Source organism: Bradyrhizobium sp. Ken01 (genome assembly GCF_055807355.1).
In genome coordinates this window covers 77,989-98,403 of sequence record NZ_JBVVPC010000005.1, presented here as the reverse complement: position 1 = coordinate 98,403, position 20,415 = coordinate 77,989, and the positions used below count along the sequence as shown (strand labels likewise).

Annotated in this window: 26 protein-coding genes; 9 read left to right on the top strand and 17 right to left on the bottom strand. The window is 64.4% G+C overall.

Annotation, left to right across the window (positions count from 1 at the left end; translation table 11 throughout):
• Position 1: 1 nt before the first annotated feature.
• Positions 2–454, bottom strand: coding sequence for a nuclear transport factor 2 family protein (locus AC0L3S_RS07495; RefSeq protein ID WP_473262602.1), 453 nt, complete (start codon positions 452–454; stop codon positions 2–4).
• A 283-nt stretch (positions 455–737) separates the two neighbouring features.
• On the opposite strand from AC0L3S_RS07495, the gene AC0L3S_RS07490 reads away from it, so the two are divergent.
• The 3 genes from AC0L3S_RS07490 to AC0L3S_RS07480 all read left to right on the top strand — a co-directional run bounded on the left by AC0L3S_RS07490 (position 738) and on the right by AC0L3S_RS07480 (position 1,858).
• The gene (locus tag AC0L3S_RS07490) at positions 738–980 is read left to right on the top strand and encodes a hypothetical protein (protein WP_473278594.1); all 243 of its coding nucleotides are present in this window, start codon (positions 738–740) and stop codon (positions 978–980) included.
• A 118-nt stretch (positions 981–1,098) separates the two neighbouring features.
• Positions 1,099–1,485 carry a hypothetical protein gene (locus AC0L3S_RS07485; RefSeq protein WP_473278593.1) on the top strand — a complete coding sequence of 129 codons (387 nt, stop codon included), beginning with the start codon at positions 1,099–1,101 and terminating at the stop codon, positions 1,483–1,485.
• 7 nt (positions 1,486–1,492) lie between these two features.
• The gene (locus tag AC0L3S_RS07480; RefSeq protein WP_473262605.1) at positions 1,493–1,858 is read left to right on the top strand and encodes a hypothetical protein; all 366 of its coding nucleotides are present in this window, start codon (positions 1,493–1,495) and stop codon (positions 1,856–1,858) included.
• 46 nt (positions 1,859–1,904) lie between these two features.
• Here the strand turns inward: AC0L3S_RS07480 and uvrB are convergent, their stop codons facing one another.
• The 7 genes from uvrB to AC0L3S_RS07445 all read right to left on the bottom strand — a co-directional run bounded on the left by uvrB (position 1,905) and on the right by AC0L3S_RS07445 (position 8,441).
• Positions 1,905–4,880, bottom strand: coding sequence for an excinuclease ABC subunit UvrB (gene uvrB, locus AC0L3S_RS07475; protein ID WP_473278592.1), 2,976 nt, complete (start codon positions 4,878–4,880; stop codon positions 1,905–1,907).
• A gap of 86 nt (positions 4,881–4,966) precedes the next feature.
• Positions 4,967–5,893 (bottom strand): DNA/RNA non-specific endonuclease, encoded by a 927-nt coding sequence (locus AC0L3S_RS07470; protein WP_473278591.1) that lies wholly within the window; start codon positions 5,891–5,893, stop codon positions 4,967–4,969.
• Positions 5,894–5,908: 15 nt separating this feature from the next.
• Positions 5,909–6,385: a hypothetical protein gene (locus AC0L3S_RS07465; protein WP_473262609.1), complete on the bottom strand. Its 477-nt coding sequence runs from the start codon at positions 6,383–6,385 to the stop codon at positions 5,909–5,911.
• The gene (locus AC0L3S_RS07460) at positions 6,348–6,716 is read right to left on the bottom strand and encodes a hypothetical protein (protein ID WP_473262610.1); all 369 of its coding nucleotides are present in this window, start codon (positions 6,714–6,716) and stop codon (positions 6,348–6,350) included. Before AC0L3S_RS07460 ends, AC0L3S_RS07465 begins: the two co-directional genes overlap by 38 nt.
• A 168-nt stretch (positions 6,717–6,884) precedes the next feature.
• Positions 6,885–7,115 carry a hypothetical protein gene (locus AC0L3S_RS07455; protein WP_473262612.1) on the bottom strand — a complete coding sequence of 77 codons (231 nt, stop codon included), beginning with the start codon at positions 7,113–7,115 and terminating at the stop codon, positions 6,885–6,887.
• A 56-nt stretch (positions 7,116–7,171) separates the two neighbouring features.
• Positions 7,172–7,399: a hypothetical protein gene (locus AC0L3S_RS07450; RefSeq protein WP_007614796.1), complete on the bottom strand. Its 228-nt coding sequence runs from the start codon at positions 7,397–7,399 to the stop codon at positions 7,172–7,174.
• Positions 7,400–7,523: 124 nt separating this feature from the next.
• Entirely contained in the window at positions 7,524–8,441 is a 918-nt protein-coding gene (locus tag AC0L3S_RS07445) for a LysR substrate-binding domain-containing protein (RefSeq protein ID WP_473262613.1), read from the bottom strand.
• Positions 8,442–8,754: 313 nt separating this feature from the next.
• Here AC0L3S_RS07445 and AC0L3S_RS07440 point away from each other — a divergent pair, with 313 nt between their 5' ends.
• Complete coding sequence (locus AC0L3S_RS07440) at positions 8,755–9,534, top strand: TSUP family transporter (RefSeq protein ID WP_473262614.1); 780 nt, start codon at positions 8,755–8,757, stop codon at positions 9,532–9,534.
• Entirely contained in the window at positions 9,531–9,761 is a 231-nt protein-coding gene (locus AC0L3S_RS07435; RefSeq protein ID WP_473247179.1) for a hypothetical protein, read from the top strand. Before AC0L3S_RS07440 ends, AC0L3S_RS07435 begins: the two co-directional genes overlap by 4 nt.
• A 26-nt stretch (positions 9,762–9,787) precedes the next feature.
• Here AC0L3S_RS07435 and AC0L3S_RS07430 read toward each other — a convergent pair whose 3' ends face one another.
• A complete protein-coding gene (locus AC0L3S_RS07430) occupies positions 9,788–10,369 on the bottom strand; it encodes an SCO family protein (protein ID WP_473262615.1) in 582 nt (193 codons plus the stop codon).
• Between the two features lie 26 nt (positions 10,370–10,395).
• Complete coding sequence (locus tag AC0L3S_RS07425; protein WP_473247177.1) at positions 10,396–11,511, bottom strand: MBL fold metallo-hydrolase; 1,116 nt, start codon at positions 11,509–11,511, stop codon at positions 10,396–10,398.
• Positions 11,512–11,692: 181 nt separating this feature from the next.
• Between AC0L3S_RS07425 and AC0L3S_RS07420 the strand changes: the two genes are divergently transcribed.
• A complete protein-coding gene (locus AC0L3S_RS07420) occupies positions 11,693–12,391 on the top strand; it encodes a glutathione S-transferase family protein (protein WP_473247176.1) in 699 nt (232 codons plus the stop codon).
• Between the two features lie 160 nt (positions 12,392–12,551).
• Here the strand turns inward: AC0L3S_RS07420 and AC0L3S_RS07415 are convergent, their stop codons facing one another.
• On the bottom strand, positions 12,552–12,743 hold the full coding sequence (locus AC0L3S_RS07415) for a cysteine-rich CWC family protein (protein ID WP_473278590.1): 192 nt from the start codon (positions 12,741–12,743) through the stop codon (positions 12,552–12,554).
• Positions 12,744–12,857: 114 nt separating this feature from the next.
• Between AC0L3S_RS07415 and AC0L3S_RS07410 the strand changes: the two genes are divergently transcribed.
• The 3 genes from AC0L3S_RS07410 to hmuQ all read left to right on the top strand — a co-directional run bounded on the left by AC0L3S_RS07410 (position 12,858) and on the right by hmuQ (position 16,056).
• Positions 12,858–14,435 (top strand): DUF1800 domain-containing protein, encoded by a 1,578-nt coding sequence (locus AC0L3S_RS07410; protein ID WP_473278589.1) that lies wholly within the window; start codon positions 12,858–12,860, stop codon positions 14,433–14,435.
• A 2-nt stretch (positions 14,436–14,437) separates the two neighbouring features.
• On the top strand, positions 14,438–15,655 hold the full coding sequence (locus AC0L3S_RS07405) for a DUF1501 domain-containing protein (protein WP_473278588.1): 1,218 nt from the start codon (positions 14,438–14,440) through the stop codon (positions 15,653–15,655).
• Between the two features lie 77 nt (positions 15,656–15,732).
• On the top strand, positions 15,733–16,056 hold the full coding sequence (gene hmuQ / locus AC0L3S_RS07400; RefSeq protein WP_473262723.1) for a heme-degrading protein HmuQ: 324 nt from the start codon (positions 15,733–15,735) through the stop codon (positions 16,054–16,056).
• Positions 16,057–16,074: 18 nt separating this feature from the next.
• Here the strand turns inward: hmuQ and AC0L3S_RS07395 are convergent, their stop codons facing one another.
• The 6 genes from AC0L3S_RS07395 to AC0L3S_RS07370 all read right to left on the bottom strand — a co-directional run bounded on the left by AC0L3S_RS07395 (position 16,075) and on the right by AC0L3S_RS07370 (position 19,973).
• Positions 16,075–17,016 carry an aldo/keto reductase gene (locus AC0L3S_RS07395; protein WP_473262620.1) on the bottom strand — a complete coding sequence of 314 codons (942 nt, stop codon included), beginning with the start codon at positions 17,014–17,016 and terminating at the stop codon, positions 16,075–16,077.
• Between the two features lie 276 nt (positions 17,017–17,292).
• Positions 17,293–17,748, bottom strand: coding sequence for a GNAT family N-acetyltransferase (locus AC0L3S_RS07390; RefSeq protein WP_473262621.1), 456 nt, complete (start codon positions 17,746–17,748; stop codon positions 17,293–17,295).
• Positions 17,749–17,814: 66 nt separating this feature from the next.
• Entirely contained in the window at positions 17,815–18,627 is an 813-nt protein-coding gene (locus AC0L3S_RS07385; protein WP_473278587.1) for a PAS-domain containing protein, read from the bottom strand.
• Positions 18,628–18,756: 129 nt separating this feature from the next.
• Entirely contained in the window at positions 18,757–18,951 is a 195-nt protein-coding gene (locus AC0L3S_RS07380; RefSeq protein WP_473278692.1) for a hypothetical protein, read from the bottom strand.
• 37 nt (positions 18,952–18,988) lie between these two features.
• Positions 18,989–19,165 (bottom strand): hypothetical protein, encoded by a 177-nt coding sequence (locus AC0L3S_RS07375; protein WP_007614766.1) that lies wholly within the window; start codon positions 19,163–19,165, stop codon positions 18,989–18,991.
• A 157-nt stretch (positions 19,166–19,322) separates the two neighbouring features.
• Complete coding sequence (locus tag AC0L3S_RS07370; protein ID WP_473262624.1) at positions 19,323–19,973, bottom strand: glutathione S-transferase family protein; 651 nt, start codon at positions 19,971–19,973, stop codon at positions 19,323–19,325.
• Positions 19,974–20,415: the final 442 nt, after the last annotated feature.

The window sequence follows — 20,415 nt, the reverse complement described above, 5'->3', positions numbered from 1 at the left end:
GCTAGCCCCCGTCCACCCGCTCGCCCACGATCAGCGGGCCGATCTCACGTTCCAGCACCTGCTGCACCAAATCGTAGGAATCGATGATCTCGCGGATCTGCGCCACCTGGCCGTTGCGGAAAGTGTAGAATATGGCCATGTCGACCTGAATGATGCGGTCGTGGCTGCGCTTCCTGAAGAACGCGCGCAGATAGGCCGCGACAGTGTCGCCTTCCGCGACGATCTGCGGCACCTCGTAACGGATTTCGGCGTATCGCTCCCCCACGGTGCGCCAGAATTCGCCGAGCTCCTGCTTGCCGTGGCAGGGGCCCATGTGCGGCAGCACGTCGATCGGCGCGTGGGTGAGGAAGTCGACGTCGTCGGTGCAGCACGACAGCGCGCCCTCGAGATCGCTGCGTGAGATGGCGTCGAGCAGATGCAGCACGCGCTGGCGATTGAGCTTCTCGACCGTCATTCCGCCCGTCCTCATTGGCCGTGTGGAGTTTGCGCAAGCCTAACGCGCGGCTTCGGACACCGGCAATCCGCAAAACCACAGGAGATGTTGCAGACGATTTGACGCGCAAACGCAATGCCAGGTTCATGGCTGCAATTGGCGGTTGAGTTACCGCGCGCCTGCACGAATTCGCACGGCGTTCGGCTGCATGGGCTCGCGCTGCCCAACGCGCGGCAGCGGACACGGGAACCGGGAGGGGTCCGTGCCCGTTGAGATTGCGACCCGCATTCGGAGACATCGACCCATGAAATCCCTTGCCGCCATCGCCGCCGCGCTTCTCATGCTTGGCGCGACCTCCGCCGCCGACGCCAAGGGCTGCATCAAGGGCGCCGTCGTCGGCGGCGTCGCCGGCCACTATGCCGGCCATCACGGCGTCCTCGGCGCCGCCGCCGGCTGCCTCTACGGCCGCCACCATGCCAAGGAGCAGCAAGAGCAGGAGAGGCAGCGACAACAGCAGAGCCAGGTCAACGGCCAGGGCAAGCTGTAATTCCTGGTCATTCCTGACGAGCCCCTTGTTCCCGCAGACGAAAGGGGCGTGACGCATCTCACATCAGGCCTCCCTGATGGCGGCTAGATTTATCCGCAAGTCATCAGGGAGACGCGCCATGGCCGCCATCGCCACAGTCAGAAAGTCCAGCCTGCACAACGCGCTCGAAGGCCTTGCGCTGACTGCGACGCTGCAGAGCTTCCCGACCTTCGCCGCCGCGGCTTTCCTGCTCAAGCTGGTCGGCAATCACGACCTGGTCGGCGATCCCGGCGTCGCCATCTTCGTCGCCATCGCCTCACTCGGCCATGCGCTGCTTGCGGTGACCTTCGGGCCGAACTTCCCGCATGTGTTCAAGACCGTCTACGAACCGAAGTTCTTCGAGGCCCATCTGTCGCTCACTGAGAAGATCACGGCATGGCGCACCCAGCCGGCCGCCTCGCTGCAACTGATGACGATCGTGCTGCTGCTGTCGGTGATGGCAGTGGTGACGGCGAGTGTGGGGTGATCGCATCATGCCCTTCATCACGGCGTCGAAATCGGGCCCGCTCAACTGGCTCGAAGGCTTTGCGCTCACCACGATCCTTCAGGGCTTCCCGATCTTCGCCGCGGCGTCGCTGATGGTAAAACTCCTGGGACATGACCGCGGTGGCAGTCACGCACTCACCATTGCGATGGCGTCGATCTTCTACAGCTGTCTCGCCATCTGGGCGGGATCGACATTCCCGGGATTTGCAAAGAACGCCTACGAACCGCTGTTCTTCGACGCCAGCCTGTCCTTCTCCGACAAGATCGCCCGCTGGCGCGCCAAGCCCGCGACGTCGATGCAGCTCACGGCCTCAGTGCTGCTGCTGTCGCTACTGACAGCAAGCGTGGGGTGAGTTCGCCGCCACCAATAGCCATGGGCGGCCCCGGCTCTCCGCGCCCCTACCTCTTCTTCCACCCACCTCGATGCCCCGGGGCCCCTCCGCTCGATCGTGGCGATGGGCCGAACTCCGGGCCCGACTGCCGTGAATCCGTCGGCTGGATGATGCGGCTCTCGCCGCCGAACGGTTTTGAGGGCAGCCCGCGGTCTCCCCGATACGGCAACGACTCTGGACCGTGCATCTCGTCGAGATGCGGCTTGTGGATTCGCGACCCCTTGCTGCCGCTGGCCTTGAGCGCCGTAGCGGCGCTCTTGTTCTTCAGCGCGCTGACCGGCAAATTGGCGGCGTCGCCGTATTTCTTCGTGCCCGCATAGGCGCCGGCCTTGCCCTGCACCGTGCGCTGCTTGACGGTGGGATCGTCGACCACCGCGAGCTCGGTGGCACGCAGGCGTTTGACCTCGTCGCGCAGCCGCGCGGCTTCCTCGAAGTTCAGATCGGCGGCGGCCTCGCGCATTCTCGTCTCGAGATCGCCGAGCACGGCTTCGAAATTGTGGCCGATCGAGATGACGTCGTCGGTCATGTCGTGGCCGCCGATCTCGACCAGCACATGATCGCGCTCGTAGACGCTGTTCATGATGTCGCCGATCGACTTCTTGATGCTCTCCGGCGTGATGCCATGCGCCGTGTTGTACTCGACCTGCTTCTCGCGGCGGCGGTCGGTTTCGGCGATGGCGCGCTCCATCGAACCCGTCATCTGGTCGGCATAGAGGATCACCTTGCCGTCGACGTTGCGCGCGGCGCGGCCGATGGTCTGGATCAGCGAGGTCTCGCTGCGCAAGAAGCCTTCCTTGTCGGCGTCGAGGATCGCGACCAGCGCGCATTCGGGAATGTCGAGGCCTTCGCGCAGCAGATTGATGCCGACCAGCGCGTCGAACGCGCCGAGGCGCAGATCGCGGATGATCTCGATGCGTTCGATGGTATCGATATCGCTGTGCATGTAACGGACACGAATGCCCTGCTCATGCAGATATTCGGTGAGGTCCTCCGCCATGCGCTTGGTCAGCACCGTGATCAGCGAGCGATAGCCGGCCTGCGCGGTGGCGCGGACCTCGCCGACGAGATCGTCGACCTGGGTGCGCGCCGGGCGGATGTTCACGGGAGGATCAATCAGGCCGGTCGGCCGGATCACCTGCTCGACGAACACGCCGCCGCTCTCGTTGATCTCCCAGGCGCTCGGCGTGGCCGAGACCGCGACCGTCTGCGGCCGCATCATGTCCCATTCCTCGAAGCGCAGCGGGCGGTTGTCCATGCAGGAGGGCAGCCGGAAGCCATATTCGGCGAGCGTCGCCTTGCGGCGGAAGTCGCCGCGGAACATGCCGCCGATCTGGGGCACCGTGACGTGGCTCTCGTCGGCGAACACCAGCGCGTTGTCGGGCACGTATTCGAACAGCGTCGGCGGCGGCTCGCCGGGCAGGCGCCCGGTGAGATAGCGCGAATAGTTCTCGATGCCGGCGCAGCTTCCGGTCGCCTCCATCATCTCGAGGTCGAAGGTGGTGCGCTGCTCCAGCCGCTGCGCTTCCAGCAGGCGGCCCTGGTCGTGGAGCTGGTCCAGCCGCATCTTCAATTCAGATTTGATCGACTTGATCGCCTGCACCAGCGTCGGGCGCGGCGTCACATAGTGCGAGTTGGCGTAGATCTTGATGAATTCGAGCTCGTCCTGCTTGTGGCCGGTGAGCGGGTCGAACTCCTCGATGGTCTCGACGGTGTCGCCGAACAGGTTCACGCGCCAGGCACGGTCTTCATAGTGCGCCGGGAAGATGTCGATGACATCGCCTCGCACACGAAATGTGCCGCGGGTAAAATCGGCCTGGGTGCGCTTGTATTGCAGCGCGACGAGGTCGGCGATCAGCTGGCGCTGGTCGATGCGCTCGCCCTTCTTCAGGGCAAAGGTCATCGCGGTGTAGGTTTCGACCGAGCCGATACCGTAGATGCACGACACCGAGGCGACGATGATGACGTCGTCGCGTTCGAGCAGCGCGCGCGTCGCCGAGTGGCGCATGCGGTCGATCTGCTCGTTGATCGAGGAGTCCTTTTCTATATAGGTGTCGGTGCGAGGGACATACGCTTCCGGCTGGTAATAGTCATAATAGCTGACGAAATATTCGACCGCGTTGTCGGGGAAGAAACTCTTGAACTCGCCATAGAGCTGGGCGGCGAGCGTCTTGTTCGGCGCCAGGATGATGGCGGGGCGCTGCGTCGCCTCGATCACCTTGGCCATGGTGTAGGTCTTGCCGGAGCCGGTGACGCCGAGCAGCACCTGAGAGCGGTCGTTGCGGTTGATGCCCTCGACCAGCTCGGCGATCGCGGTCGGCTGGTCGCCGCGCGGCTCGTAATGCGACTTGATCTCGAAGCGCACGCCGCCTTCGGACTTTTCCGGGCGCGGCGGCCGATGCGGGGTCCACACCCTGGTGGAGCCGTCGTCCTTGCGGAACTCGGGCCGGCCCTCGCGGATCAGCGATTCCAGCGCGTCGGCGGTCGCCTTGACGCCGAGCGCCTCCATCTTGCTGCGCGGCGGGCGCGCCAAAGCTTCGGCGTCGTCCTCTTCCGTGGGAAGGCCGAGCTGCCGCGCCAGCTCCGGATCGAGCGTCGGGATCGTGGCCGCGGTTCCGTAATTGGCCTGCGGCGCCTCGTCGAAACCGGCGTCACGGGCGCCGGGCGGTTGCGGATTTGGCCGCAGTGGCATCGGCCTCGTATTGTCCTGCGGAAACTCCTTCGGCGTCGAGGCCCGCGCGCGATGCGCGGCGGCTTCGCCGCCGGAGCGGCGGTCGCGCGAATTGTCCGGCGGCGGCTGCAGGCCGGTGCCCGATCCGAGCCCGGCATCGCCGCGATTGATCGCCGGATTGAGCAACTCGGCCAGCGCCGGCCCGATCGGTTGCACGTCGGGGCGAGACGCCTTGGAATTGGGCGCCTTCGCTTTCGGAGCCTTGGCCTTCGGGGATTTGCCGGATTTTTCGGGGGACGCAGGTTTCTTCGCCATGCTCCGAATATGGGGCGAGTCCGGCTCTCAGGAAAGAGGTCTCTCCGCTTGGCAACAGGTGTCAGCAAGGCGGAAGCAGTAGAACCTCAATGAAGCATTGTCGCGACGCACTCCTCGACCTGCGCCCGCCGCCCCGGAATATCCGGCAGAAACTGGAATCCGGTAAGGCGCTCGACCACCTTCACCGTGGTTCGAAAGCCCTTGAGGTATTCGAGCGCGTCCTTATCCTCGAACTCCCGATGATCGATATTTGGCAAAACGTAGGCGTTGGCGCGCTTGGTGGCTGGATCATAGATGATTTTGAAGAGAGCAATCGGAACCCCCACGCCAGCGTCGCACTTCTTCTTTGAGCCGCAAATGGCTGGCCTTGTTGGGGCCTTAAATTTGATTTCGGTCTTGCACGCGTTGTTCTTCCGGGTCACCTCGGGAAGATTGTCTTCGCCGTCGGCATAGATCGGTCCCGTGATGACGTAGAGTTCGCCCCGATCCTTGGTGAGGGTGCGAACCAGCTGTTCAAACTCCTTCCAGATGCCCCGGTTGAATCCGAGGCCCTGCTGTGGAACGGCATTCGACAAAATGAAGCTCTCGTCCATCCAGTCGGCGTTGAAGCTGAAGTCGGCGGAGGCGGCTTGATGCCCGCGATCGAGTTTGCTGCCGGTATAGTCTGCGTCCTTGGCCTGCGCCGAATCGCAGACGTCCTCCTCCGACTTGAATTTCTTGCTCTCCGGACGCTTGAACTTGCCGCTGACCTGCTTCTTGTTCAGCGCCTCGATCACCCAGAACGGCGTCTTGGCCTCGTTGTTGTGCAGGAGGACGTAGCGGGTGTGACAGACGGTGGTGGAGTCGAGATCGTCGCCACCGGTCGGCAGGCCGATCTTTTCCCAGAGCGCACGGCAACTGTCGGGATCGTTCACCGGCTTTGCCGGAGCTGTTTCACAAACATCCGCCCGGACCGGCTGACACAGGGTCAGTCCGAGGCAGATGAGCCAGCACAGACGCGAGAATTTCGACATGGCTCGCCTCCGGACTCAACCAGCCGCGCCGGGCGGCGTGGTCGTGGGCTTGCGGCCCCGTGCCGGTTTGCTTGCCGCGGCCTCTGCAGTTTGCTCCTGCTTGCGCTCCGACGAGCTCACGGTCTTCGATATGACATAGGTGCCGCCGCTGATGCCGAGCAGCGCCAGCACATTGCCCGGAATTTCGATCAGCGTTCCGGCCTCGATGGACAGCAGCAGATAGAGTCCAGCGATAACGAATGTGAAGATTAGGAACTGGAAGCGGGAGAGGCTCGCCTTCGGCGGCGAGGTGTCATTGGGCGTTTGCGGCTCGGACAGCAATCCCGCGAGAGCTCCGGAGTCGCTGAACAACTTCCAGAGAACAAGCGCGGCGAACCCGAGCAGAATGATCGAAATAACGACAAAGCCCCACCATGAAATCCATTGCGCGGTCATGAAATTACCTCCTGAAAAGCTAGCTTCGTTCACTCCTTCGTGCGATTTTTCCGGCAAGATAGAGGCCGTTCCCGCCGGTCAGGAGCGTCACAAGCTCCTCCGACAGATCCGGCATCGACAATGCTCCGGTGGGCATCGTGACAATCCCGGTGTTGAGTGCGTGAATCGTATAGATGGCCAGCACCGCGGGAACGATGGCGGCTGCGACCACTCGTTCGGGATTGACGCTATCGTCTTTGGAGATGTCGCTGACGAGCAGGCCGCTTGACGCCACTTCGTCACGCAGCACACGAATGAGTACGAGCAACAGCATCGCGCCGAACCAGGCGATCAGGCCAAAGGCCAGAAATTTGCCAATTGCTGTCATCAGCCCCGGGGCTCCGCTCAAGATTCTGCCACATCGGATGGCCGGATGCAATCAAAGGTAGTGCGCAAGGGCGGGGGTGTGGAGCTCCGAGATGTCCAAGCAAGCGTCGCCTCGGCAGATCGAGTCACTTCACTCCGTCAGCATTCGTCCGCGTCAGGAACTGCGGCCACTAGGCTTACGAACCCGCGATCAAGCCGCCGGCAACGGTCCCTCATCGTCCCCGGCCGCCTGACGCAGCTCGAGGATGTCGAGATGGATGCCGCCGCAATCGGTGCAGCGCATGGCCCAATACTCGCATCCGGCACGGCCGCCGATCACCCGGAGCACCGTGAGATCGCCGTCGCATTCCGGGCAGCTCGACAACACATTGCGGGTGTAAATCCTCGGCCGCGACGTGTCTTCGAATTCGATGACTGACATGACCGGTTTCCCCCTTTGACCCTGCGCGTTCCTTGGTCGCCTGCAGTCCCGCTCGCTTATTCGTCGTCGCTGTCGTCGGCGCGCCGGCGGAAGCGATCGATGTGATGTTTGGCATGGGCAATCGCGGCATCGGGATCGGGCCAGGCGAAGCCGACTTCCATGGCCGGAAACAGCACGCCGTCGATGGCAACCGGGCTGAAATCGGCACGCCTGATACGGGCGTGCCACAGCCCCTTGCCAGCTTCGAAGGATTCGATGTCAAAGCCGTCGTAGAGGGTCGTCATTGCAGTCCCCAAAATGTTTTGTTCGAGCGCCTTGTTGGAGGGTCAGGGGACCACATTTGCGGATTCTGGGATGTGAAGCCGTTCACAAGCGGCGCGCTTTTTTGCCCAAAGGGCGGCTGCAGCGTCAGTTCCGAGCGCTGGTGCGGCCGGTCCGCCGGACGGGACGCGCGGCAGGTTCCGACGCCGCGCGCATGATCCAGCGGCGGAACGCGGCAAAGTCGCGCTGCTCGGTCTGGAAGCTGCGATAGAGCAGGTACCAGCGCATGCCCTTGGGCACCGAGAGATCGAATGGCGCCACCAGCCGGCCGGCGGCAAGATCGTCGTCGATATAGGGCCGGATACCCATGGCGATGCCGAGCCCGTCGGCGGCGGCCTGAAGCGCCTGGCCGTAAAACTGGAACTCCGGGCCCCGCGCGTTGATGCGCGCGAGGTTCGCGGCCTTGAGCCAGATCGGCCAGTCCTCGGGCGAATGCGCGACGCGGATCAGGCTCGGTCCCCTGAGATCGGCCGGGCGCTTCAGCAAGGAGGCGAGGCGGGGCACGCAGACCGGTGTGAGATCGCCGGCGAACAGCGGCTCCGCCACCAGCCCCGGCCAGTCGCCGGTCCCGAGCTGAATGCCGCAGCTCCAGTCCTCGCCGAACGGCACCGACGCGCCGCCGGTGGTGAAGCGCACCTCGATGTCGGGCTCCTCGTTTCGAAACTCCGACAGCCGCGGGATCAGCCAGCGCATCGCAAAGGTGTGGCCGATGCCGATGGTGAGCACGCGGACGCTCGAGGGCGCCGTCACCTGGGCCGTGAGGCTTGCGAGCGCGTCGAAGATCGGCGTCAACCCGCTCTGGTAGGCGCGGCCCGCCTGGGTGAGAAGCAGCTTGTTGGCCTTGCGCTCGAACAGCGCGACGCCGAGCCGTTCTTCCAGGATGTGCACCATGCGGCTGACCGCCGCCGCCGATACGCTCAGCTCGAGGCCGGCCGCGGCAAAGCTGCCGGCCCGCGCCGCGGCTTCGAAGGCCTTGATGCCGTTGAGAAACAGCAGGCGCCGCAAATGACCGACCCTCAGAAAAGCTGATGCCAGGCCAAGATAACTCAGTTTGCGTGGACGGGGCAAGCGCGGCAGAAATATCGGCGTAATTCATGCTGATTTGCTGAAGCGGAGGCGGTGCCCTTCGCCTCTCCCCGCGTGCGGGGAGAGGCCGGAATCCAAGCGCAGCTTGGATTTCGGGTGAGGGGGGCTCTCCGCGAGTCCCACTGCTGGCTCCCTTGCGGAGACTCCCCCTCACCCCACCCTCTCCCCGCAAGCGGGGCGAGGGAGTGAAGCACCTTTGCGTCCCTTACATGCCACACCCGGAGAACATCGCGTGACGCCCATCATGATTGCTGCCCTTGGATTGCTGATGGTCGGCACCGCGTTCCTGTCGGGGCTGTTCGGCATGGCGGGCGGGCTGATCCTGATCGGCGTGCTGCTGGCCCTGATGCCGCTGCCGACTGCGATGGTGTTGCATGCGATCACGCAGATGGCCTCGAACGGCTGGCGGGCCTTTCTCTGGCGCGCGCATATCCGCTGGCGGCCGGTCGCAAACTACATGGTCGGCGCGGCTGTCGCGCTCGCGGCGTGGTCGCTGACGCGATACGTACCCGACAAGCCGGTCGCGCTGCTGCTGCTCGGCATCACCCCGTTCATGGCGCGGCTGCTGCCCGCCAACATCAAGCCGGATCCCGACCGTCTCTGGCAGGGCACCGTCTACGGCACGATCTGCATGGGGCTCATGCTGATGACCGGCGTGTCGGGGCCGCTGCTCGACACCTTCTTCCTCGGCGGCGATTTCGGCCGGCGCGAGAAGGTGGCGACCAAGGCGATGTGCCAGCTCGTCAGCCATTTCATCAAGCTGATCTATTTCGGCGGCGTGATCGACCAGGCGGCGACGCTCGATCCCGTGCTCGCGGCCGTCGCGATCGCAGCGTCCATGCTCGGCACCACGCTGGCGCGGCGCATCCTGGAAGCCATGACCGACCAGCAATTCGTGGCCTGGTCGATGAAGCTGATCACCACCATCGCCTGCTACTACATCGCCTACGGCAGCTGGCTGCTGGTCCGCACGCCCGTGCTGGCAGCCTTCGACAAGGGAGGTTTGCAATGAGCGAGACTGCCGACCCGTTGGTGCTGGACTTCGTCGAATGGGTTGCGCGCGAGCCGCGCGCCTATGCCGAGGTGATCGCGACCTGGAAGACCTCGTGCCCGCGCCTGACCATCTGGGAAGACGCCGCCGACCGCGGCTATGTCGCGCGCGAAACGCTGCCCGGAATGGGGCTGATCATCGCGGTGACAAGGGACGGCGAGAAGCTGCTGCGCTCGAACGGGCGGTGACTCGGGTCCGGTCTGAGCCACTCCTGCTAGCGCGAAGGCGCCGCAAGCCGCGGTCGGATGATCTCGACCATGCGCTCGGCCGAGGTGCCCGGCGGAAAGAAGCCGAGATATTTTCCGTCGCGGTCCATGAGATAGATGAAGGACGTGTGGTCGATCGTGTAGTCTCCGGCCTCCTTGCCGACCGGAATCTTGTCAAAATAGACCTTGTAGGCGTCTGCCGCTGTCCCGATTGCGTCAAGGCTGCCGGTTAACCCGAGCAGCCGCGGGTGAAACAGCGGCACATATTCGGCAAGATGCTCGGCCGTGTCACGTTCGGGGTCGAGTGTGATGAAGACCGGCTGCACGGCGTCGGCATCCGGACCGAGTTGCTCGAGCGCCAGTCCGATCGCCATCAGGTCGGTCGGACATGCGTCAGGGCAGTAAGTAAAGCCGAAATAGACCAGCATAAGCTGCCCGCGAAAGTCGCGGTCGCTGCGCAGCTTGCCGGTCTGGTCGATTAACTCGAACGGTCCGCCGACCGGCTCCCGATTCCACATCAGGACGTCCATGGTCTGCGCGGCCGAGCGCGCCTGCGCCGCTGCCGCCCCGCAGGCGAGCGCCAGCATCATCAATAGCCCCGCGCTCACACGTCGCATCACAGCCCGAAGGTGAGGCGGCTGCCTGTTGTCGTCACCACGACCTTGCCCTCCATCTGGACATTGGCTTCCTGCGCGAAGTTGAGCCCGCTGCAATGCATTGGCACCACGACGTCAGGATTGAGCGCCTTGATCTCGCTCACGACCTGCGTGAGGTAGTCCTTGGGCGCCGGGCCGAGATGGAAGCCGCCCACGATGGCGTGCACCTTCTGGATACCCGACACTTCCTGCGCCTGCTTCACCGAGTTGACGATGCCGACATGGCCGCAGGACGAGATCACGACCAGACCGAGATCCCGCACATTGAAGCAGGTGGCGTGCTCGTGGGTGTGCTCGTCCGGCACGATCTTGCCCTCCATCTCTGCCGGGAGATAGTGTCCGACATTGCAGCCAAGCCCGTCCTTGATGCCAAACTCGACGAGAGTGTTCGGCAGCACGCGTTCGCTGCTGCGGCGTGTGATCTTGCCCGTGGTGAAGGCATGGTCAGCGATCAAAGTCGGCGTTTCGCACAGCACAGTCGTGACCTTCTGTGCCGCGAGCTGCCGGCGGTCGAGAGTGCCGAAATCCGCGAACTGTCCCTGTGTCGGGGTCGGGTTGACGCGATGACAGAAATTATCCTCGCCACCCGCATAAAGCTTGAGGTCGGCGGGCAGCTTTTCCCGGAATTTGTCGAGGAAGCCGTTCAGGCCGCCGAAATGATCGTAATGGCCGTGACTGACGATCAGCGCGTTGAGCTTCGCCGGATCGACGCCGATCAGCGCCATGTTGTTGAGCAGCACCTCGGGCGTGTAGCCGTAATCGAGCATCAGCGTGCGCTGATTGCCGCCGCCTTCGGATTCCAGCCAGAGCGACAGACCCCATTCGTTGTGCAGCGATTTGCGGAAATCGCTGCCGCGCGGCGCAGGTGCGATCGAGACGCCGTTGATCTGCTTGGGACGGAAGAACAGGTCGAAACTCGAATCCACCAGCACGCGGATCGAGAGCTTGTCCACGGTCGGGACGGCAATCGGCGCAGCGCTCGCGATCTCGACACAGGTGAACGCATTGGCAGCCGCAGCACCTGCGAGCGCTGCCGAACCCAACAGGAAATCGCGTCGTGGCAGGTTTCTGGTCATTGCAATTCCTTCCGTATGAATGCTGGAAAGGCCCGAGCTTAGGTCCAATCCGGAATGCCCTCAACAAGCCTCAGGTAGATTCCCGTCGTCAGTCTCACGAGCGCGAGCAAGCTCGGCGGTTGACAGAGTGGTACGATGTTACGAAACTAATGCAGCTGCATCATTGCAGGGCAGGCCCATCATGTCGCTTAAACTCTTCGAACTCGTCGGCACTGACGCCTCGCGACCGTTCAGCCCGTTCTGCTGGCGCACGCGGATGGCGCTGGCGCATAAGGGCCTTTCGGCGGAAACGCTGCCCTGGCGCTTCACCGAGAAAAGCGCGATTGCGCCGCACGGCTCGGAGAAGGTGCCGGTGCTGCTGCATCACGACCAGCCGGTGGTCGATTCCTGGACGATCGCGAATTATCTCGAAGACAAGTTTCCGGACCGTCCGTCGCTGTTCGGCGGCGAGGGTGGCCGCGCCATGGCGCGCATGCTCAACGCCTGGGGCGACATCGCCATCGTGGGCGGCATCTTTCCGCTGATCATCGCCGACATCCCGAAGAATCTGGACGAGGTGGACGCCGCCTATTTCCGCCAGTCGCGCGAGGCGCGTTTCGGCGGCAAGACGCTGGAAGAGATCATGGCCAGCCGCGATGCCGGCGTGGTCGCCTTCCGCAAATCGCTCGAGGTGATGCGGCAGACCCTGAAGAAGCAGCCCTTCATCGGCGGCGCCGCACCGAACTATGCCGATTACATCGTGTTCGGTGGTTTTCAGTGGGCGCGCGTGACGAGCCCGTTCAAGCTGCTGGAAGCGGACGACCCGGTCTACGCCTGGCGCGAAAAGCTGCTGGATGCGTTCGACGGCATGGCGCGGAAATCGCCGGGGCACGCGGTGTAGTTGTCGCGAGCTGTCTCTCCCCAGCGTCGTCCTGGCGAAAGCCAGGACCCATACCGCGGAATTTATCGATAGCGTTCGGTAGACGTCCCGAACGACGAATCTTCGCCAAACAATTCCGTGGGGTAATGGGTCCTGGCTTTCGCCAGGACGACGCGGAGGATTACGTTGCTTCCGCCGCCCCGCGCAAGCAAGCCCGGCACAAGCAATCCTCGCCCTTGACCGGCATCGGCAGCCGCGCTGTTTCTTCCGCGCACCAGCACGTGCCTGAGAGATCGCAGCCGAACTCGGCGCCGCAACGGGAGCAGGCGAGGCGGCGCGGTTTCTGCACTGGAATGTCTTGCGGATTTGTCATGATTTGCGCGAAAGCTGTGCTGTCATTTTCATGCCGGGTTCATCTCCCGCTGCGGTATATTATGCCTCGCGCACAGACTCGGAAAGCGGTTGGCAACGCGCGAAGGACATATCGATGGCCCGCGATTCGCAAGCCGCGCTCGTCGCGCTCAACCGTTTCGGCTTCGGCGCCCGCGGCGGCGCATCCGGCGATCTCGTCAACGCGGCCTCCGATCCTCGCGGTTTTGTGAAGGCGGAACTCGCCCGCCCCAACGCTGTGCTGCTGGAGGCGCCGGGCCTGCAATCCACGCCGCAGCTCGGGCAGGCCGTGTTCGCCTATCAGGATCAGGTCAAGCAGGCGCGCGAGGCCGCCGCCAAAGCCGGCGCGCCGACCGAAGCGCCGGCCGATCAGAAGCCCGGACCGCGCCGCAATCTCTCGCTGAACGCCGTGGCAACCGAGATCGCCGGCCAGATGGCTGAGGCCAAACCTACTGACAATAAGCCGACTGACAATAAGCCGGCGGACAATATGGCCAAGCCGGACACCATGCAGCCCAACACGGCCGCGCCGGCTGCGGCAAAACCCGCCCCGCAGCCGCTCAACGTCATCCAAAAGACCTTTCGCGCCGAGGCGTTGGCGCGGTTGCAGCGCGCGACCCTGGTCGAATGCGGCTTCACCGAACGCCTGGTCGTGTTCTGGTCCAACCATTTCTGCATCTCCGCCAGCAAGGGCGAGCTGGCGCGGATATGGGCCGGCGCGTTCGAGCGCGAGGCGATCAGGCCGCACGTGCTCGGGCGTTTCGCCGACATGCTGAAGGCGGTGGAGCAGCATCCGGCGATGCTGTTCTTCCTCGATAACCAGCAATCGCTCGGACCGGACTCGCGCGCGGGCCAGAACCGCAAGCGCGGGCTGAACGAAAATCTCGCGCGCGAGATCATGGAGCTGCATACGCTCGGCGTCGGCGGCGGCTACACGCAGGACGACGTCACCTCGCTCGCGCGCATCATCACCGGCTGGACCTTCGCCGGCCGGCAGGGACAGCTGGGAGCGCCCGGTTCGTTCGTGTTCAACGTCAATGCGCACCAGCCCGGACCGCAAATGCTGCTCGGCAAGACCTACGAGCCGACCGGCCGTTCGCAAGGCGAGGCCGCGCTCGCGGACATCGCGCACCATCCCGCGACGGCGAATTTCATCGCCACTAAATTCGTCCGCCATTTCGTCGCTGACGATCCGCCGCCGGCGCTGGTGGCGCGATTGCGCGATGTCTTCATCAAGACCGACGGGGATCTCAAGGCGCTCGCAACGGCACTGGTCGAGTCCGACGAGGCGTGGAAGGCGTCGCTGACCAAGATGCGCAGCCCCTATGATTTCCTGGTCGCGAGCGGCCGGCTGCTCGCGCGCGTGCCGGAGGATCCCGGCGCCTATCTCAACAACCTCAATCTGCTGGGCCAGCCGCTGTGGTCGCCGGCCGGCCCGAATGGTTTCGCCGACACCAACGCGGCGTGGGCTGCGCCCGAAGGCATCAAGCTCCGGCTCGACATTGCCACGCAGATGGGCGCGCGGCTCGGGCCCAACATCGACCCGCTCGATCTGTTGGAATTCGCCGCGGCCGATGCGGCCTCGATCGAAACACGGCGCACCATCGAGCGCGCCGAGTCGCGGCAGCAGGCGCTGGCGCTGCTGTTGATGTCACCGGAAATGCAGAGGAGATGATGATGATCGACTGCGTCGAGAACCGGCTCCTCACCTCGCGCCGCGGCCTCCTGCTCGGCGGCGCCTCTTTCGCGGCGTGGGCCTATTTGCCAAAATTTGCACGCGCGGCGGACGGTCGCGATTCTCGGCTGATCGTCGTGATCCTGCGCGGCGCGCTTGACGGGCTTTCGACCGTCGCGCCGGTCGGGGATCCCGATTATGCCGGCCTGCACGGGTCGATCGCGCTCACGGCGGACGGCGCGCATCCCGCGATCATACTCGATACGTTCTTTGGAATGCATCCGTCGATGCCTGAGTTCGCACGCATGTATCGCGACAAGCATGCCGCGGTGATCCACGCGGTCGCGACGCCCTATCGCGACCGCTCGCATTTCGACGGCCAGGACGTGCTCGAAAGCGGCTATGCCGGTCCCGGTCGCGTGCAATCCGGCTGGCTCAACCGCGCGCTGGAGGCGCTGCCGCGCGGTGAGCGGGTGTCGAGTACTCTTGCCGTCGGCCCGACCACGCCGCTGGTGCTGCGCGGCAATGCGCCGACCGTCGGCTGGGCGCCGGTGGCGCTGCCGCAAGCCGATGACGATACCGCGATGCGCTTGGTCGAGCTCTATCGTCACCGCGATCCCGCGCTGGCGGCCGTGCTGTCGCAAGGCCTTGCGCTGGAAAAGGCCGCGAGCGGCGACGACATGAAGCCGAAGCCGGGCAATGCGGTCGCGCAGATGCGCCAGGTCGCGCGCGGCGCCGCAAAACTGATGGCGTCAGACGACGGCCCGCGCATCGCGGCGCTCGCGTTTGACGGCTGGGACACGCATGCCAATGAAGGCGGGCCGGTCGGTCGCCTCTCCTTCCTGCTCGGCGGGCTCGACGGTGCGCTCGCCGAATTCGAAAGCGGCCTCGGCGACCGCTGGCGCGACACCGCCGTGGTGGTCGCGACCGAGTTTGGCCGCACCGCGCGCATCAACGGCACCGACGGCACCGATCACGGCACGGGAACAATCGCGCTGCTCGCCGGCGGCGCGGTGAAGGGCGGCCGCGTCATCGCCGACTGGCCCGGCCTCAAGCCCGCCAACCTCTTCGAGGCCCGCGATCTCAAGCCGACCACCGATCTGCGCTCGGTGATCAAGGGCGTGCTGCAGGGCCAGTTCGGCCTATCCGATCGCGTGCTGGCCGAGACGGTGTTCCCCGACAGCGCGGGAGCACGGCCGATGAAGGGGCTGGTTACTTAACTGCGATTCCGGGCCCGCGCCTTGCGGCGCGTCCTGGAATGACGACATCATCAGCCGAACATCAGGAGATCATCCCCATGTACATCGCCATGAACCGCTTCCGCGTCGCCAAGGGCTCCGAAGCTGCCTTCGAGCAGGTCTGGCTTTCGCGCGATACCCATCTGGACAAGGTGCCGGGTTTCGTCGAGTTTCATCTGCTGCGCGGCCCCGAGCTCGAGGACCACACGCTGTACGCCTCGCACACGGTGTGGGCGAACCATGCGGCGTTCGAGGCCTGGACCAAATCGGATGCTTTTCGTGCCGCGCATGCGCGGGCCGGCGACACCAAGCCGACCTATCTCGGCCATCCCCAGTTCGAGGGCTTTGAGGTGATCCAGACGGTCGGACACGGCGCCAAGTAGCGCGCCGCGCTTCAACGGTCAGCCCAGCGTGATCTTGTCGATCTCCGCCATTTCCTCCGGACTGAGCTTCCAGGCAATCGCCTTCACGTTCTCCTCGACCTGCTCGACGCGGGTGGCGCCGGCAATCACGCTCGACACTTGCGGGCGCGCGGCGAGCCAGGAGAAGGCGAGCTCGAGCATGCTGTGCCCGCGCGCCTTCGCGAAGGCCGTGAGCTTCTCGACGATGTCCTCGTTGCGCGGCGTGACGTAGCGGTCGCGTAGCGCCGGTACCTTGCCGAAGCGCGTATCGGTCGGGGCGGCGGCGCCGCGCTGGTACTTGCCGGTGAGCAGCCCGCTTGCGAGCGGGAAGAACGGCAGGAGGCCGAGCTTGTACTCCTGTGCGGCGGGCAGCAGGTCCTTTTCGATGTCGCGCACAAGCAGGCTGTATTCATCCTGGCAGGAGACGAAGCGGCTGACCTTCATCGCGCGCGCGGTGAACTCGGCCTCCGCCAAGCGCCAGGCCGGGAAATTGGAATTGCCGATGTAGCGCACCTTGCCCTGACGGATGAGATCGTCGAGCGCGCGCAGCGTCTCCTCCATGGGCGTCAGCGGGTCGTAATCGTGCTGCTGATAAAGATCGATGTAGTCGGTCTTGAGCCGCGTCAGGCTCGCCTCGACTGCGTTCATGATGTAGCGGCGCGAAGCGCCCTGCTTGGTTCCGTCGGTCGCCATCGGCTTGGAAAATTTGGTGGCGAGCACGATGTCCTTGCGGCGGTCGCCGAGCACGGTTCCGAGCACCGTTTCCGAACCGCCCATGCCGGCATAGATGTCGGCGGTGTCGAACAGCGTGATGCCGAGATCGAGCGCGCGATGGATCACCTTGCGCGAGGTCTCCAAATCCGTGCGCTGGCCGAAATTGTTGCAGCCGAGTCCGACCGCAGACACGCGCAGGCCGGAGGCGCCGAGATTACGAATTTCCATGGGAGATCCCTGTCGGAGATGGCCAGGGGCTTATTGTGACTGCGGTGCGCCGCCGCAGCAAGCGGCGCGCCGCGTTGCTGCCATGCCTAGAAGGCGCTTCCGACAAGGACTGCCGACAAAAAAATGCGGCCCCTGTCAGACGCGGCGACTGACGGGGACCGCTTTGGGGCGCTTGATCGGTGACGGGGGGCTGACCAGACGCAGCTGCAGCCTAGTCCCGCTATGTTACGCGCGGGTGACAGGCAGAGTTATCCACAGGCCTCGCGACCGCGAGGATCAGAAGATCTTGCGATAGACGATGAACCCGGAACGCTCGGCGACCTTGTCGTACAGGCGCTGCGCCGTCACGTTGGTCTCATGTGTTTGCCAGTACACGCGCGGCGATCCCACAAGCTTTGCGCGCTCGTAGACGCCATGGATCAGCGCCGACCCGACACCCTTGCCGCGTGCGGCCTCGGTCGTGAACAGGTCCTGCAAATAGCAGGATGGTTCGATCGCGGTGGTGCTGCGGTGAAACAGATAATTCGTCATCCCGAGCAGGCGGCCGTCGCTCTCGGCGACCAATCCGTGCACCGGCTCATAGGCATCGAAAAAGCGCTGCCACGTCACGCGCGTGATTTCGGGCGAGAGGGCGGTCGGGCCGGAGCGGCCGTAGAAGGCGTTGTAGCCGTCCCACAGCGGCAGCCATTGATCGTAGTCCTGCCTGGTGACGGAGCGAATGGTGAGCGACATATGAAATTCCCGCGATCGATGAGGCGTCCTTCATACGTGATCATGGACGTGCCGATCAATCGCGCATCACTCCGCCACGCGCAGATACCGGATCAGCTTGCGGCCCGCGGGATCGCGCAGCGAGCGGTAGTAGTCGGCGTGGGACGGCGCATCGGTGTGGCGCACGAGGTCGGTCACGGGCGTGTAGCTCAGCATGCGCCCGCCATCGGGCAGCGCGGCACAGACGAAGCGCAACACCTCGCCATTGCGCAAGGCAATGTTGATCGGCGTGGCATCGCCGATCCGCACCATCTCCATGCGCTGTGCGATGAAGGTGCCGAGTTCGTCCTCGGGTAATTCGAACGCGCCGGTGTCGCGGCCGTGATACATCAGCGCGATGAACGGCGGCTTGTCGTCGGCGATGTCGTCCGGCACCGCAAAATAATCGCGGAACGCGCGGTTGATGAATTCGGCGCGCGTCTCGGCATCGAGCAGCACGATGCCGATATCGACCTGGTCGAGCGCGGCCGACAGCCGCGCGGCGATGGCGTGACTCCGACGCTCGGCGGCAAACGTGCCGAGCAGCCGCTGGCGCATCAGGCCGGTGATGCCTGCGGTGCCCGCCGCCGTCGCGGCCAGGAGGCCGAGCTGGATCATATCCGCCGTGGTCAGGCCTGCAACGCCGTGCCGGCTGAGGAGCAGCAGTGCCGCGCCGATGACGGCGATGGCTGCGCTGGCGACCGCGGAAGCAGGACCCGAGAGCGCGCCGGCGAGCGCCACGATACAGACGAGCAGCGGCGCGGGCGAGGGAACGGGGACGAAGCGATCGAAAAACATCGCCAGCAGCAAAGTCGCTGCCGTCAGCGCCGGACCGGAGATCGCACGCCATCCCAACCGCATGGGCCTGTCTCGCTCCTCCCTGGACGAGGTAAGGCGGCAACACTGACCGAACATTGCGCCATTGCGATGCGGTTTCGCGCGGTGTGCTTAAGGTGCGCTTTGGGTCATGCACAAAGCTTTCGGATGATTTTAGACCAAGTGCGCGTGCTTGAGACGTTGTTGCAGCGCGGGCGCATTCAGCGTCGACGTCCCCTGGCCCTTGCGCGTGCCGACGAAGATCAACAGCGATGCCGTGACCAGAATGGCCGCGGTCAGGGTGATTGCAACGATGACCACAGGTGATTTCATCGAAATCCTGTCGCGATGCCGGTCGGCGCGGGCCACGAGGCGCCTTGAAGGCGGGTCCAGGATGAAGCGGGAATCAGACCGGCAGGCCCATCGCCATGGTCGCCTTGGTCGACAGCACTGTCAGGGTGACGATCAGGCACAGCGAGAGCGCGGCGACGGCGAGCGAGGCCGCGACCGCGTTGGTCAGCCGGGAAGACGAAACGGTAGCGGGGGGGCCCTGAAAGCCTGCCGTGCCGGACGCCCGAATCATGGTCTAAATCCTTCAACGCGCGAGCGAATCACCCGCGACATCGAACAATTTCGCTGTTGCAATCGGCAATATTGCGGCAGCCATTTGAGCGAAAACGGCGAGATTGCGGCAATGGCGACCCTTATGCCCGCTATTCGCCAGAGCGCGATCGCCCCTCTCAGGCGCCAGCGGCGATGCTGGCGGGGTCCTCGATGTCGGCCGGCCGCCAGTCCATCGCGACGAAGCCGGGGGCCGCTTCCACGCGCTTCAGCCAGTCCCGGATCGCCGGGAAGGTCGAGAGGTCGAAGTCGCAGCGTTCGGCGAGGTGGGTATAACCGTACAGCGCGATGTCGGCGACCGTGAGCTGGCGGGCGGCGAAATAGGCGTTGGTCTTGAGATGATTCTCCATCACCTGGAGCGCGCCATAGCCGCGCTCCATCCAGTCCTCCAGCGAATGAGTCTGGAGGTCGCGGCCGCCCCTCACCAGCGACAGCCAGAAATAGGCCGCGCCGATGTTCGGCTCCAGCGCGTGCTGCTCGAAGAACATCCATTGCAGCGCGTCGGCGCGATCGATGCGGTTCTCCGGCGCGAGCGGCGTGCCGACGGCGACATACCAGAGAATGGCGTTGGACTCGGCGAGATAGCGATCGTCGCCGACCTCGAGCAGCGGCACCTGGCCTGACGGGTTCTTGGCCAGGAAGTCCGGGGTGCGGCTCTCGCCGCGCAGAATGTCCACCTCGACCGCTTCGTAAGGCAAGTTCAGCAGCGCCAACGCAAGGCGGACCTTGTAGCTGTTGCCCGAGCGCTGCATCGAATAGAGCTTGTACATTCTGAGGATGATTCCGGAAGACGGGAAGGCGCGGCGCTTGTTGCCCCGCAACGCGGCTAAACAATGATGCCGATGCGAATCCGCCGCAAGACCCGGCCAATAGAAAAACTCGAAAACCCTACCGCATTGCAATGCGGCGGAAGATCATTTCCGTGCGACCATCCAACTCAGTTCACGCTTGCGTCAACGCGGCCTCATCGCTCGGAGCATTTGTGTGAGAAGGTCGAACGGTCGTGATCGCCTCGACCGCTGGTCTCTCGAGCGCCGGACTGCCGTCAGCTTCATGGGCGTCTTGAAGGGCGCAAAATTGCTCCGAGGACACGCGTTGTCGGATATGTGGGATTTGCCCGGCAAAGTTGCGGAAAATTGCGGAAAGTCAGGCCTTGATGCGCGCAGACACGTAAACTTTTGCGGGATCGGACCGAAGTTTCTTGCGGTGCAA